The organism is Cyanobium sp. Aljojuca 7A6 (assembly GCF_024346455.1).
GTDB lineage: Bacteria > Cyanobacteriota > Cyanobacteriia > PCC-6307 > Cyanobiaceae > Cyanobium.
Map to the genome: position 1 here is coordinate 135,500 of NZ_JAGQCY010000007.1, position 13,131 is coordinate 148,630.

13 protein-coding genes are annotated in these 13,131 nt (G+C 66.2%); 6 read left to right on the forward strand and 7 right to left on the reverse strand.

All coding sequences use genetic code 11. The features are described 5' to 3' along the window. The first annotated feature begins 16 nt into the window (after positions 1 to 16). Positions 17 to 943, forward strand: coding sequence for a nucleoside triphosphate pyrophosphohydrolase (gene mazG / locus KBY95_RS08495; protein ID WP_254964527.1), 927 nt, complete (start codon positions 17 to 19; stop codon positions 941 to 943). Here the strand turns inward: mazG and arfB are convergent. Together arfB and KBY95_RS08505 are read right to left on the reverse strand one after the other, a co-directional pair. Continuing rightward, a complete protein-coding gene (gene arfB / locus KBY95_RS08500; RefSeq protein ID WP_254964528.1) occupies positions 903 to 1,337 on the reverse strand; it encodes an alternative ribosome rescue aminoacyl-tRNA hydrolase ArfB in 435 nt (144 codons plus the stop codon). The two genes, mazG and arfB, sit on opposite strands and share 41 nt — an antisense overlap. Continuing rightward, the gene (locus KBY95_RS08505; RefSeq protein ID WP_254964529.1) at positions 1,334 to 2,083 is read right to left on the reverse strand and encodes a carbonic anhydrase; all 750 of its coding nucleotides are present in this window, start codon (positions 2,081 to 2,083) and stop codon (positions 1,334 to 1,336) included. The genes arfB and KBY95_RS08505 overlap by 4 nt, the downstream gene beginning before the upstream one ends. A 57-nt stretch (positions 2,084 to 2,140) precedes the next feature. Here KBY95_RS08505 and speE point away from each other — a divergent pair, with 57 nt between their 5' ends. Both speE and speB read left to right on the forward strand, forming a co-directional pair. After that, entirely contained in the window at positions 2,141 to 3,034 is an 894-nt protein-coding gene (gene speE / locus KBY95_RS08510; protein WP_254964530.1) for a polyamine aminopropyltransferase, read from the forward strand. Continuing rightward, positions 3,031 to 3,891, forward strand: coding sequence for an agmatinase (speB, locus tag KBY95_RS08515; protein WP_254964531.1), 861 nt, complete (start codon positions 3,031 to 3,033; stop codon positions 3,889 to 3,891). The genes speE and speB overlap by 4 nt, the downstream gene beginning before the upstream one ends. Here speB and KBY95_RS08520 read toward each other — a convergent pair. Together KBY95_RS08520 and KBY95_RS08525 are read right to left on the reverse strand one after the other, a co-directional pair. After that, on the reverse strand, positions 3,885 to 4,244 hold the full coding sequence (locus KBY95_RS08520; RefSeq protein WP_254964532.1) for a cyclic nucleotide-binding domain-containing protein: 360 nt from the start codon (positions 4,242 to 4,244) through the stop codon (positions 3,885 to 3,887). The genes speB and KBY95_RS08520 overlap by 7 nt on opposite strands. 184 nt (positions 4,245 to 4,428) lie before the next feature. Beyond that, positions 4,429 to 4,668 (reverse strand): hypothetical protein, encoded by a 240-nt coding sequence (locus KBY95_RS08525; RefSeq protein ID WP_254964533.1) that lies wholly within the window; start codon positions 4,666 to 4,668, stop codon positions 4,429 to 4,431. Positions 4,669 to 4,849: 181 nt separating this feature from the next. Between KBY95_RS08525 and gcvT the strand changes: the two genes are divergently transcribed. Next, positions 4,850 to 5,965, forward strand: a complete 1,116-nt coding sequence (gcvT, locus tag KBY95_RS08530; protein WP_254964534.1) for a glycine cleavage system aminomethyltransferase GcvT — start codon at positions 4,850 to 4,852, stop codon at positions 5,963 to 5,965. A gap of 71 nt (positions 5,966 to 6,036) precedes the next feature. Then, positions 6,037 to 7,860, forward strand: coding sequence for an aspartate--tRNA ligase (aspS, locus tag KBY95_RS08535; protein ID WP_254964535.1), 1,824 nt, complete (start codon positions 6,037 to 6,039; stop codon positions 7,858 to 7,860). A gap of 81 nt (positions 7,861 to 7,941) precedes the next feature. On the opposite strand, the gene KBY95_RS08540 is transcribed toward aspS, so the two are convergent. The 3 genes from KBY95_RS08540 to KBY95_RS08550 all read right to left on the reverse strand — a co-directional run bounded on the left by KBY95_RS08540 (position 7,942) and on the right by KBY95_RS08550 (position 11,080). Next, the gene (locus tag KBY95_RS08540) at positions 7,942 to 8,670 is read right to left on the reverse strand and encodes a hypothetical protein (protein ID WP_254964536.1); all 729 of its coding nucleotides are present in this window, start codon (positions 8,668 to 8,670) and stop codon (positions 7,942 to 7,944) included. 263 nt (positions 8,671 to 8,933) lie between these two features. Beyond that, on the reverse strand, positions 8,934 to 9,491 hold the full coding sequence (locus KBY95_RS08545) for a hypothetical protein (protein ID WP_254964537.1): 558 nt from the start codon (positions 9,489 to 9,491) through the stop codon (positions 8,934 to 8,936). An 812-nt stretch (positions 9,492 to 10,303) separates the two neighbouring features. Further along, positions 10,304 to 11,080, reverse strand: a complete 777-nt coding sequence (locus KBY95_RS08550; RefSeq protein WP_315861409.1) for a Hint domain-containing protein — start codon at positions 11,078 to 11,080, stop codon at positions 10,304 to 10,306. 1,533 nt (positions 11,081 to 12,613) lie between these two features. Between KBY95_RS08550 and KBY95_RS08555 the strand changes: the two genes are divergently transcribed. Beyond that, the coding region (locus KBY95_RS08555) for a tetratricopeptide repeat protein (RefSeq protein WP_254964538.1) at positions 12,614 to 13,131 on the forward strand (518 nt) is incomplete at its 3' end.

The window sequence follows — 13,131 nt, forward strand, 5'->3', positions numbered from 1 at the left end:
TTCTGCCCTCCCGCGAATGTCCGGTTCCCGGCCGCCTTCCCCTTCTGAGGCCGATGGGGCCACCCTGGCGGCCCTCGGCGAACTGGTGGCGGTCGTGGCCCGGCTGCGGGATCCCCAGGGGGGCTGCCCCTGGGACCTGGCCCAGACCCACAGCACCCTGATCCCCTACGTGCTGGAGGAGGCCCATGAGGTGGCCGATGCGATCCGCCAGGGCGATGACGGCCATCTGGCCGAAGAACTGGGTGATCTGCTGCTGCAGGTGGTCCTGCACGCCCGCATCGCCAGCGAAACGGAACGCTTTGATCTGGCCGCCGTCGCCGCCGCCATCACGGAGAAGCTGGTGCGGCGCCACCCGCATGTGTTTGACCCGGCGGCCCAGCGGGCCGCCGACCCCGAGGCCGTGCGCCGCAGCTGGGAGGCGATCAAGGCCGCGGAACGCCAGGAGTGGCAGCGGACCACTGCCGGCGATGGTTCCCCGATCCAGCCCGCCAGCCCCCTCAGCGACCGGCTGGCGGAAAAGGTGCGCGGCCAGCCGGCCCTGGCCGGCGCCATGACCATCTCCCGCAAGGCCGCCGCGGCCGGATTCGAGTGGGACACCATGGAGGCCGTGTGGGCGAAGGTGCAGGAGGAAATGGACGAGCTGCGGGAGGCCGTGGCCAGCGGCGATCGGGTTCACGCCCAGGAAGAACTGGGCGACGTCCTTTTCACCCTGGTGAACGTGGCCCGCTGGTGCGATCTCGACCCCGAGGAGGGCCTGGCCGGCACCAACCACCGCTTCCTCGACCGCTTCTCCCGGGTGGAGGCCGCCCTGGGCGGCGACCTCGGCGGGCGGGGCCTGGCGGAGCTGGAGGGCCACTGGCAGGCGGCCAAGGCCCAGATCCGCTCCGAGAGTGGCCCAGGTCCTACCCCTCCTCAGGCGGACCCTGCCGCCGGCGGCTCTTGAGTGATCCCCGCTGTCGTTTGGCCTGCAGGCGGCGCTCCACCGAGCCGCGGCTGGGTTTCGTCGGGCGGCGCGGTGGCGGTGGCGGCGCGATCGCCGCCTGGATCAGCTCCACCAGGCGCTTCTGCGCCGCCTGACGGTTCTGCCACTGGGAGCGGTGTTCCATCGCCACGATCACCAGGCCGGCCGGGGTGAGCCGGGCGGCCAGTCGCCGCAGGGCGCGCTCCAGCAGCGTCGGCGGCAGGGCGCTGCTGGCGGCCAGGTCGTACACCAGCTCCACCCGGGAGTCGGTGGTGTTCACCCCCTGGCCCCCGGGGCCGGAGGCGCGCGAGAAGCGCCAGCTCAGCTCGGCCGCCGGGATCGCCAGGCCATTCCCCAGGGGCAGATCGCCGCTCACACCAGGCTCACTTCGCCACTGCCGATGTCGAAGTAGGCGGCCTGGATGCGCAAACGCCCGTCCGCCAGGGCCTCGCGCAGCAGAGCACTGCGTTGCGGCAGGTCGGCGGCGGCGGCGGCCGCGTTGGTGCGCACCGCCTGGGCCAGGTCCGCCCCTGGCTTGAGGCTGGCCCGGATCGGTGCCACCAGCTCCTCCAGCAGGGGCGTGAGTGGGGCGCTGGCCATGGCGGCGGTCACCGCGCCGCAGCCGCTGTGGCCCATCACCAGGATCAGGGGCATCGCCAGCTCCGCCACGGCGTACTCCAGGGAGGCGATGCCCTCGTCGAAGGCCGTGTTGCCGGCGCTGCGCACTTCAAACAGCTCCCCGGCCCCGCAGGCGAAGATCCACTCCGGTGCCACCCGCGAATCGGCGCAGCAGAGCACCGCAGCCCAGGGCCGCTGGCCGGCGGCCAGGGCATCGGGCCGCACCTGGCAGTGCAGCGGCCAGGTTTCGTGCAGCAGAGTGGCCCGGCCCTGGGGATCCTCGCTGCGCTCGGCCGCCTGCCAGGCCTTGCAGAAGTCGCGGTTGCGGCGCAACAGCTCCTGCAGCGGGTCGCCGCTGGGCCGGCACACCGACAGCCGCTCAGCCAGGCTGCCGCCCGCCGCCGCCGCCGCCGCCGCCGCTTCCGCCGGCCGCAGGGTGTTCAGGGCCAGCCCGGCGCCCGCCAGACCCAGGTACTGCAACAGGTGGCGTCTGGAATGTGCCATGGCGCCGTGACAAGAGGTCCTGCCGAAGGTTTAGCTGGAAAGCCACGAGCCAACCGCATGGGACCGCAACAGCCACCGGCCGACGCCTTCCCCAGCGGCGCCTGGGTGGACGAGGAGCTGGGAGGGGTGCGCTACGGCCTGGCCGCCACCGTGGTGGAGGAGCACACCAGCCCCTACCAGCGCATCACGATCATTGACAGCCAGACCTACGGCAAGGGCCTGCTGCTCGACGGCTGCTGGATGACGGCGGAGAAGCAGGAGCGGCACTACCACGAACCGCTGGTGCATCCGGCCCTCTGCGCCGCCGCCTCGATCGAGCGGGTGCTGGTGATCGGTGGCGGGGATGGCGGCACCGCCCGCGAGTGCCTGCGCCATCCCGGCGTTGCCCACCTCGACATGGTGGAGATCGACGGGCTGGTGGTGGAGCTGTCCCAGAAGCACCTGCCCAGCCTCGGCGGCGACGCCTGGACCGACCCCCGCTTCCACCTCACCGTCGGCGACGGCATCGCCTGGGCGGCCACCGCCCCCGACGCCAGCTACGACGTGGTGCTGGTGGATGGTTCCGACCCGGCTGGACCGGCCGAGGGCCTGTTCAACCGCACGTTCTTCCAGAACTGCCGCCGCCTGCTGCGCCCCGGCGGTGTGTTCGCCACCCAGAGCGAATCCCCCGAGGCTTTCCGTCAGGTTCACATCGACACCGTGCGGCTGCTGCGCGAGGTGTTCGGCCATGCCGATCCGCTCTACGGCTGGGTGCCCATGTATCCGAGCGGCTGGTGGAGCTGGACCTTCGCCTGCCCCGACGGCCCCCGCTACCGGGAACCGCTGGCAGAGCGCGCCGCGGCGGTGGCGCCGGGCTGCAGCATCTGGTCGCCCCGCTGGCAGCGGGGTGCCTTCGAGGCGGTGCCGGCCTTTGTGGAGCGCCAGCTGGCCGACACCACGGCCCAGCCATGAGCCTGGAGCTGTTCGACACCGAAGGGGCGATCTACATGGGCGCCCGCCGTGAGCCCCGGGGCTGCGCCGTGGGGCTGTTCGGCGTTCCCTACGACGGCACCACCTCCTTCCGCCCCGGCGCCCGCTTCGGCCCGGCGGCGATCCGGGAGGTGAGCAGTGGCCTGGAGAGCTATGACCCCCAGCTCGACCTGGATCTCGAGGACCTGGCCTTCGCCGACCTGGGGGCCGTGGCGATCCCCTTCGGCGCCCCCGAACCGGTGGTGGCGGCGGTACGCCAGGCCACGGAGGCGGTGCTGGACCTGGGCCTGGCGCCCCTGATGCTGGGCGGTGAGCACTCGATCAGCAGTGGGGCCGTGGCGGCGGTGGCGCAACGCCACCCGGATCTGGTGATGGTGCAGCTGGATGCCCACGCCGACCTGCGCCAGAGCTGGCTCGGGGCCCGCCACAGCCACGCCTGCGCCATGCGCCGCTGCCTGGAGGTGCTGCCCAGCGGCGAGCTGCGCCAGATCGCCATCCGCAGCGGCACCCGCGAGGAGTTCCTGGAACTGCACGCCAGTGGCCGGCTGGTGCCGATCGCCGCGATGGCCGCGGCGCTGGCGCCCTTGCGGGGCCGGCCCCTCTATCTCACCGTCGACCTCGACTGGTTCGATCCCGCCGTGATGCCCGGCACGGGCACGCCGGAGCCCGGTGGTTTCCACTGGCCCCAGTTCGCCGAACTGGTGGAGGAACTGCGCCAGCACCAGCTGGTGGCCGCCGACGTGGTGGAACTCGCCCCCCAGCTCGACCCCAGCGGCGTCAGCGCCGTGCTGGCCGCCAAGGTGACCCGCAGCCTGCTGCTGTTGCTTGGCGCTCAGTAGCAGCAGGTGCCACTGGCGCGCTGCTCCCGCAGGCGGGTGTGCTGCTGGCCGATCAGTTGCACCGCCAGGGTGGGATGGTTGTGCAGCAGGTTGAGGAAGCGGAGCCGATCCAGCCGCAGCACTTCAACGGGCGTTCGGGCGAAGGCGTCGCCGCGGTGGCTCAGTTCGCGCCAGGTGATGTCCTGGTAACTGAACAGCTCGCCGGGGCGGAAGCAGGTTTTTTCGCCCTGCTCGCCCACCAGTTCAACGATGCCGCGCCGGACGGCGTAGATGGCGTCGGCGTTGGCGCCGCGGCAGAAGACATGGGCCCCTGTGGGAAGGGTGAAGGTTTCACAATCCACATGCACAGCCATCAGTTCGATGGGTGATGGGGATGTGGTGGTTCTGATCAATTCAGGGGACCTCCGTGGTGGGGGTTGAACGGGGTTCTGCCGTCCTAGGGCCAAACGGGGCGCTCCGCTAGGAGAAGCGGGGAAGAAACAGCGGAAAAAAGTCAAAAACGAATCAACCGTCACACTTTTGACCGTTCCCGCGCCGTCAGCTGAGTCCGGTGGCCAGGCTGAGCTGCTGACTGCCCAGCGGAACGCGGGCCGGCCTGAGATGGCCGTCGGGTGACACCACCGGCAGCCGGGGCGGGCGCGCCGTCCAGTGGTGGCACCAGAGGTCGGCCACCAGCTCGGCGTGGATGGGAAGCTGGCGCAGCTGGCACCATCCCATCTCCACCCCGGCGGGAGGGGTGCAATGGCGGCAGCTGCGACAGTTGGGACGGTTGCCCATCCGCTTGACCTTGTGGGGGATTCAACGTACGCAGTTCCACGCTTCTGTGATAGGGGTGGAAGCCGAATCACAGGCTTTCTTCGGTATTGGCGGCGACAGCGCCGCCCCGGCCGGTGCCTGCTTCCTCCATAGGATCGCGCCACCGGGCACCGGCGTCCCCTTGGCCGGCCGGCTGCGATCCATGGATTCCACCCCCCTGCGCCGAACCCCCCTGGACGCCGCGGCCGTTGCTGCGGGCGCCCGCATGGTCCCGTTTGCCGGCTGGCAGATGGCGATCCAGTTCTCCGGCCTGGTGCAGGAGCACAACGCCGTGCGGCAGCACTGCGGCGTTTTTGATATCTCCCACATGGGGGTGCTCACCCTGCGCGGGCAAGGCACCAAGGAGGCCCTGCAGCGGCTGGTGCCCACCGACCTGTTCCGCATCGGCCCCGGCGAGGCCTGCTACACCGTGCTGCTCAACGCAGCTGGTGGCATCCGCGACGACCTGATCGTCTACGACCGGGGCCGGCTGGACGGTCCCGAGGGCGAGCGGGACGAACTGGTGCTGGTGATCAACGCCGCCTGCGCCGAGGCCGACACCGCCTGGATCGCCAGCCAGCTGGAGCCCGAGGGGATCGTCATCAGCGACCGCAAGGGCGATGGCGTGCTGCTGGCCCTGCAGGGCCCGGAAGCGCCCGCCCGGCTCGAGGCCCTCACGGGCACCAGCCTGGCGGGGCTGCCCCGCTTCGGCCACCGGGAGCTGGCCATCGACGGGGCGCCGGTGTTCGTGGGCCGCACGGGTTATACCGGTGAAGACGGCTTCGAGCTGCTGCTGGGGCGCGAGGCCGGCCGGGCCCTCTGGCAGCGCCTGCTGGACGACGGCGTCACCCCCTGCGGCCTCGGCGCCCGCGACACCCTGCGGCTGGAGGCGGCGATGCACCTCTACGGCAACGAGATGGACGCGGCCACCACGCCGCTGGAGGCGGGCCTCGGGTGGCTGGTGCACCTGGAGATGCCCACCGACTTCATCGGCCGCGCCGCCCTGGAGCGCCAGACCGCCGAGGGGGTGGGCCGCAAGCTGGTGGGGCTGAAGCTGCAGGGCCGCGCCATCGCCCGCCACGGCTACCCTGTGCTGCAGGACGGCGTGGCCGTGGGCGTGGTCACCAGCGGCACCTGGTCCCCCACCCTGGGGGAAGCGGTGGCCCTGGCCTACGTGCCGGCGGCGGCGGCGAAACCCGGCACGGAACTGGCGGTGGAGATCCGCAGCCGGGCGGAGCCGGCGCTGGTGGTGCGGCGGCCCTTCTACCGGCGCGGCTGAGCACGGAGTCCTGAGAGCGCCCGGGCCGCGGGCGCCCTGTGGGAAACTCGCGGATTGATGTGTTCCTCCCCATGCGCAGCCACGGGTGCGGCGATCTGCGCAACGACGCCATCGGCCAGCAGGTCCAGCTGTGCGGCTGGGTCGACCGGCGCCGTGACCACGGCGGGGTGATCTTCATCGACCTGCGCGACCGCAGCGGCACCGTGCAGATCACGGTGGATCCCGACCTGGCCCCCGCCGCCTTCGCCGTGGCCGAACGGCTGCGCCACGAGACGGTGCTGCGGGTGGACGGCAAGGTGCGGGCCCGGCCGGCCGCGTCCCTCAACGAACGCCTGGCCACCGGGGCGATCGAGGTGCTGGCGAGCGGCATCACGGTGCTCAACGAGGTGCGCGGCAACCTGCCCTTCCCGGTGTCGGTGCACGACGAGGAGAACACCCGCGAGGAACTGCGCCTGCGCCACCGCTACCTGGATCTGCGCCGCGAGCGCATGGGTCGCAACCTGCGGCTGCGCCACGCCACCGTGCGGGCCGCCCGCGGCTTTCTGGAGGGGGAAGGCTTCATCGAGGTGGAAACCCCGGTGCTCACCCGCTCCACCCCGGAAGGCGCCCGCGACTACCTGGTGCCTTCCCGGGTCTGCGGCGGCGAGTGGTTCGCCCTGCCCCAGTCGCCCCAGCTGTTCAAGCAACTGCTGATGGTGGGCGGCCTGGAGCGCTACTACCAGCTGGCCCGCTGCTTCCGCGACGAGGACCTGCGGGCCGACCGCCAGCCGGAGTTCACCCAGCTGGACATGGAGATGAGCTTCATGGACCAGGAGCAGATCCTGGCCCTCAACGAGGGCCTGATCGCCGCCATCTGGAAACAGGTGAAAGGCCTCGAGCTGCCGCGGCCGTTCCCCCGCCTCACCTGGCATGAGGCGATGGCCCGTTACGGCACCGATCGGCCAGACACCCGCTACGGCATGGAGCTCACCGACGTGAGCGACCTGGTGGCCAGCATGGGCTTCAAGGTGTTCTCCGGTGCCGTGGCCGCCGGCGGATCGGTGAAATGCATCGCCGTGGCCGGCGGCAACGAGGCCGTCAGCAACGTGCGCATCAAGCCGGGCGGGGATGTGTTCAGCGAGGCCCAGAAGGCGGGGGCCGGCGGCCTGGCCTTCATCCGGGTGCGGGCCGGCGGCGAGATCGACACGATCGGCGCCATCAAGGACAACCTCACGGCCGAGACGAAGGCCGAACTGCTGGAGCGCACCGGCGCCAGTGAAGGCACCCTGCTGCTGTTCGGTGCCGGCGACACGGCCACGGTCAACAAGGCCCTCGACCGGGTGCGCCAGTACCTGGCCCGCGAACTGGGCCTGGTGCCGGCCGAGCGGGATAACGACCAGTGGAACTTCCTCTGGGTGGTGGATTTCCCGATGTTCGAGTTCAACGCCGGCGAGAACCGTCTCGAAGCCCTGCACCACCCCTTCTGTGCCCCCAACGCCGGGGATCTGGGCGGCGACCCCACCGCCTGGGCCGGGACGCTGCCCACGGCCCGCGCCCAGGCCTACGACCTGGTGCTCAACGGCCTGGAGCTGGGCGGCGGTTCGCTGCGCATCCACGATTCGGCCCTGCAGCGCCAGGTGCTGCAGACCATCGGCCTGCCGCTGGAGGAGGCCGAGCGCCAGTTCGGCTTCCTGATGGAGGCCCTCGACATGGGCGCCCCGCCCCACGGCGGCATCGCCTTCGGCATGGACCGGCTGGTGATGCTGCTGGCGGGCGAGGAATCGATCCGCGACACGATCGCCTTCCCGAAAACCCAGCAGGCCCGCTGCCTGATGACCCAGGCCCCGGCGGATGTGGCACCGAAGCAGCTGGAGGAGCTGCACGTGGCCAGCACCTGGGAGGACGAGGAGGCTTGAGCTAAACCGATGGCATTCAAATGCCGCAGAATCGCTTATTGTCTGCCTACGGGTCAGTCAACTCGAAACCAACTACATTCCTTATCTCGCGCGCCTCTGAGCGGCCTTACCGCGAGGCAGCACACCAGCCAGATAAGCAAAACCCAACGCATAGGCCACGGCAGAAACGGAGATGCGGATGCTTTCTTTGACCAGTTGATCCGGCCTTCCGCCGGCTTGAGCTTCGATCTGACGCATCAGTTGATTGGACGCCTGTTCGGCGCGAGCTAGCAACAAGCCGCGGAGTTCGCCCATGGGGGTGCGCAATTCCAACGGAGAGAGGCCGGCGTTGTTGCCGAACAGCTGCTGAACCCTGGACTGCAGCTCTTGATGGCTGGTGGCCGTACTGATGGCCTGGCGCAGTTGGGCGAGTTTCTGGGCGGAATTGCTGGTTTCCCGCTGTTGGGCGAGGGTGACAACCGTATGGAACCTCCAGGCGACGAAGCCCTGCAGGGGGATCAGGAGTACAAAGCCCAGGCAGGCGGCCAGTATCCAGGGACGGAGGGCTTTCCAGCGTGCTCGCAGCAAATGGTGCGTGGGGTCAAACCCTAGGGCCAGCGTCAGCAGCAAGACTCCCATCAGCGCCAGAGAGGCGTTATTGATCAGGGCAGCGATTAGACCCAGTTGCCAGGCTGGATCCAGGAGCTTTGGCGGAAGGGCGGCGGTGAGTACCGCAGCCAGGAAAACCGCCAGCAGCACCGGGGACACCGTCGCCAGGAGTCGTGCCACGGCTGCGCTGTTCAAGTTCTGCTGCGGCAGGGAAAAACGCACGGACGGGAGCTCGGCGGTAGAAGCAGAGGTTATGTGAAAACCTGGGGCCTCGCAGCGATCATCCCAGGGCATAACTTGTCGACTTCCAGATTGAAAGCACTTCGGAGGAACCAGCTTTGGACGGGTTATGCGAGGAAGCTTCTAGATGCGATGAACCGGGCCAACCGACCATAAGAAAGGGGCCCTACTGCATGGCAGAGGGGCCCCTTGATGGAAACATGGAGTCCGGTGGGGACGCGCAGGGGGTTGGCTGTGGAGGGGACTCAGGGGGTTGGCTGTGAAGAAATGGTCAATTCGCTGGCCTGGATCCGCTTCCTCAGCCTGCGGCTGAAACCGAAGGCAGCCGCAGCTCCAACGATGGGCAAAGGACCGGGAACCGAAGAAGTTGCTGGCGCGGGTGCCGGCGTTTGAAGGTAAGTCGGAAGTCCTGCAACAGTGGCACGGCTGACATTTCTGAATCCCCCTTGGATGATATTTAGCGATGAGGACGTGGGGGAATTGGCAAAGGCAAGCCAGGCGATCGTGGCTGTTGAGCCCGCCGGATCATGGGTTAACCCGGTAGAGCTGCCAAGGCCCAGCCAATTCGCCGATGTGATCGCCCCTGAGGCGACAGTGAAACCGCCTGTCCCAATGCGCAAGAACGAACCAGTGCTTCCGATCGAAGAGTTCAGCACTTCAACGGAACCAGGAGAATTGAAACCTTCTTCAAGGCCCTTGATGATTCCTGAAACACTCCCGCCCGTGGAGTCGGAGAAGAAAAAATTGAAATCCAGTGCCAGGGCTCGTTGGGGAGCCAGAAGCAGTGCAGTGGTGAGGGTCACCGAGGAAGCTGCGAGCGATAGATGGCGCATTGATCAGGAAAACTCAGCGGAACTTAGCCATTCATTAAACCATGTCCCGACTGCCTCCAGACGAAAATGGGGAACTACCAAGGGGCAATTTCGATTCTCTTGCCCAATTTTAAGGAAATTTACCCCATGGGCTCCCCGCATTCCCCCCGGCCTTGCACGGGGCCCTGACGCTTCGCTGGCTGGATCTCTGGCGCTGCGCCCACTGCTGCAGCGAGTTTGCGCCAGAACAGAACAGCCACCAAGGGCAGTGGCAACCAGCGGTGGGCCCAATTCAGAGACCATTTCCCCCCATCTCCTTCGCCCGCTGCTTGAAAGCCCTCCTCCACCGATGACCGTCCTCACCACAACACGGCGCCGATGTACTCCTCAACAGAATTCCGGAGGTTATTGACCTCTGGCGGTCGCTGGCCTCTCCTGCGATGCCGTCCCCCAACGGCCTGGCTTTGCTTCCAGCAGCAGGCCCTTCTGCGTGAGCCAGGCTCGCAGGGATCGGGGCGAGGCGGGCCCCCCTCCAACAGGGCCACCTCACCAAGGAGGAGCGTGCCTGGCTCAGCCGGCTACGCAAGGAGATGCGAGCGATCAGCAGGAACATGGAGGTTGTCAGTCTGGTGGCAGCGCACATGAGCCAGGGGCAGTTGCCGCCACCGTGCCGCATTGCCCTTCCTTACAGGCGCAGCAACGGCTATTGGAATTCGTCTGGGAAGGCGGCTGGTATGGACGGGTGCCGGGATGCTGGACGTCTACCGGACTCAGTCTCTCGAGATTGCCGCTTCCCGATCAACTCAGGCCGCCAGAAGCGACTGAGCCAATGCTGCGTATTCGACATCAACATCGTCTCCGAAGCGGCCGATGCCAAAGCGTGCGGCGGTCTCAACTGGCAGCTGGCGACGTGAGGAGACACGGGGGCGTGGCATCTCGGGGATGATTCGCTCGGAGCCATACAGATCGAGATACTCCTGATGATTATCGAAGGAGCGACGACCGATGTAATCAATAAAGGTTTCTACCGCGGCCCCGTTGGCCAGGATCTCCTCGTGCTCTTCGGTCTCGATGTGCCAATAGGTGATCCTGTCGGGCAATTCCTCCATCGGCTCAAAGGTGATTGTGGTGCCGTTCACCAGTGCCGAGGCGTTGATCGCCAGTTCGTCAACGATCAAGGCGTGGTCACCGGTGAGGATCAGATCGGTATGTGGCATTCCCGTCGCCAACGCACCCGCCCGCATCCGCACCGGCGCATAACTGCTCTCAGAGGTCAACAACTTCTGCCGAGTCTGCCGGCCCATCCAACGCACCGGTACCGAACGACCATCAGCGTTGAGCACAAGATCACCGATCACCAAGGTTTCGACCGGACGCTCCCCATCTGGGGTGGCAATCAAGGTGCCGGCCGCAAAACATATGATGATATCGGAGGCTGAGAAGCTTGGAAATGCCTGCTCATTCGTGATGGGAGAATTTGAGAAGAAGAACCATTCTGTTCCTACTAAGTCGTCCTGGCCGATGACCCCCCCCCCGTTAGCATCTTGTCCTCTATAAACCAATATCTTGCCCGATGGCAATCCATTGAAAAAAAGGTGAAAGAGTCGCCCACCGCCAAGTCGTCACCTCCACCGACTCTGGTAATGATCAACTCACCAGAGCGCGGAGGAAGATCAATGGTGGCAGCGGGAACACCAGGGGTAACGCTAAATCCAATCCCTTCAAAGCCAAAAACTCCAGCCGCCATTTTCTGATTTAAGAGAGAATTTATTAATGATACTGCCTTGCCTTGCACTGGTCAACCCAATCCAAGACATTCATCTCCGGCTCATCTGAGGCTTCCTGCCCATGGCCGCCAAATAGAAAGTGTTTGCAATCCATGAAGATGTTGAAGGATTCGCTCCCAGGCCCTAAATGAGCATGTCTCCATTAAGACTTACTTGCTGCGCTTAATCAGGTTCTCACTGGCAGTGGGATTGGACACGTAGGCCCGCGTCCGAGCGCTCCACAATCGCCTGCTAACTTTCCCAGAAGCGAGTAACTTTAACCATTCTGGTCGGGCGCACGGGGCATGGTCAAGGCCAAATCCTTTCGCCCCTGGAACCCGGCTCTGACGCTGCTGTTATTGGCCTCGCCGGTGGGGAGGCTGCCGGAGAACCACTTGGTCTTCTTGCTGTTGGATCTGGACGAGATCCACGCCTCTCTACCGCCAAAACGTTCCGCGAGGCGAGAAGGCCTGCGACCCGCGGAGGATAATGGTCGTGTTGCTCCTATACGCCTACGGCGTCGGCCTGAGCTGTTCCCGCTGCCCTGGCCAATATCCAGTGTTCGGGAGGCACTAGATCAAAATGGGCTTGCTGGGTGGAGGCTACTTTCCGGTTGCTCACCGACAACCAGCGGCCGGATCACAGCCGAATCAGCGATTTCCGCCGCCTCCTCCTCGATTCCCTGGCTGGGTTGTGGGGTTCCCCGATTCCACGAACCTGTGATCGGTGTCTACGAAATCTGGGGACCCCCACTGCCGGCACCGGCCACCAAGGGAGCTGGAAACGGTCAGAGATCGCAGTGATGGATGTGGTCTTCCATGCCTCCACATTGCCACTCTATTGTGGACTCTTGCCAAGTCTAACTGACACAGACCTGCTGGTCTGATTGAGGCTGAAATCGCCACGATCTGGTCCAGGCATGAGCATCTCTTTCGAGTGCGCAAGTAGCAGTGGGGAGGCGAGACGTCCACAGACCACTTGAGATGATTCAGAACGAGGTGTGGTCAATGTGTAGGCTGGAATGAATGCTCTTTTCATCCCCGTCATCAGTGATTGCTGATAGACTTGGCAGTGAGCATGTTTGACCATTCATTCTGAGTAGTCTTGATCATCAGCGTACGAGGAGATCAGGCCTCCGAAGTATGATGGAAGTTGACCCGATGGCGGTTGATCGATGTTCAATCATGCCCATCTTTCTGCCTCTGGGCACAGCCAGCGCTTCGTTGCCCTGAGCTTGTCCACTAGAGTGAATGGAAGCCTCCATGACAGTTCTTGTCAACAGGTTGAATGACAGATCCAACAAATCCAGCTCCGGCTATCGCGCCAAAACGTTTGGTCAGCGCTGCGGTGGCCTTACGGACCAAAGGCAACTGCCGCAACAGTGTTCAGGAGCTTGAACGACTGGTCTCCGCATTCCCGTCCGACATCACCGTGCGTCACGAACTGGCGCTCAGCCTGCGTGCGGCCGGTGATGTCGTGGCCAGCCTGGCGATGCTGGAAGCGATCGTGGCTGAGTCACCGGAGCACAGGCCGTCCGTGGTGGCGCGGATTGACACCCTTCTCCAGGACAAGCGTCCGCTGGAGGCACTGCAGGCGGCAGAGGTGGCGCTGGCCCGGCGCAGCGGTGATCGGGCGCTCCGGATCAAACATGCGGTGACCCTGCGTCAGGCGCAGCGACCGTCAGAGAGCATCGCGGCCCTTGAGGTCCTACGAGCGGCGGATCCGTCCGACATCACCGTGCGTCACGAACTGGCGCTCAGCCTGCGTGCGGCCGGTGATGTCGTGGCCAGCCTGGCGATGCTGGAAGCGATCGTGGCTGAGTCACCGGAGCACAGGCCGTCCGTGGTGGCGCGGATTGACACCCT

Bases quoted from the DNA above. Each gene is read 5' to 3' on its own strand.
- speB (WP_254964531.1), top strand. From the start codon at position 3,031: ATGAGCCTGGAGCTGTTCGACACCGAAGGGGCGATCTACATGGGCGCC.
- mazG (WP_254964527.1), top strand. From the start codon at position 17: ATGTCCGGTTCCCGGCCGCCTTCCCCTTCTGAGGCCGATGGGGCCACC.
- gcvT (WP_254964534.1), top strand. From the start codon at position 4,850: ATGGATTCCACCCCCCTGCGCCGAACCCCCCTGGACGCCGCGGCCGTT.
- KBY95_RS08525 (WP_254964533.1), bottom strand. From the start codon at position 4,668: ATGGGCAACCGTCCCAACTGTCGCAGCTGCCGCCATTGCACCCCTCCC.
- KBY95_RS08520 (WP_254964532.1), bottom strand. From the start codon at position 4,244: ATGGCTGTGCATGTGGATTGTGAAACCTTCACCCTTCCCACAGGGGCC.
- aspS (WP_254964535.1), top strand. From the start codon at position 6,037: ATGCGCAGCCACGGGTGCGGCGATCTGCGCAACGACGCCATCGGCCAG.
- KBY95_RS08505 (WP_254964529.1), bottom strand. From the start codon at position 2,083: ATGGCACATTCCAGACGCCACCTGTTGCAGTACCTGGGTCTGGCGGGC.
- speE (WP_254964530.1), top strand. From the start codon at position 2,141: ATGGGACCGCAACAGCCACCGGCCGACGCCTTCCCCAGCGGCGCCTGG.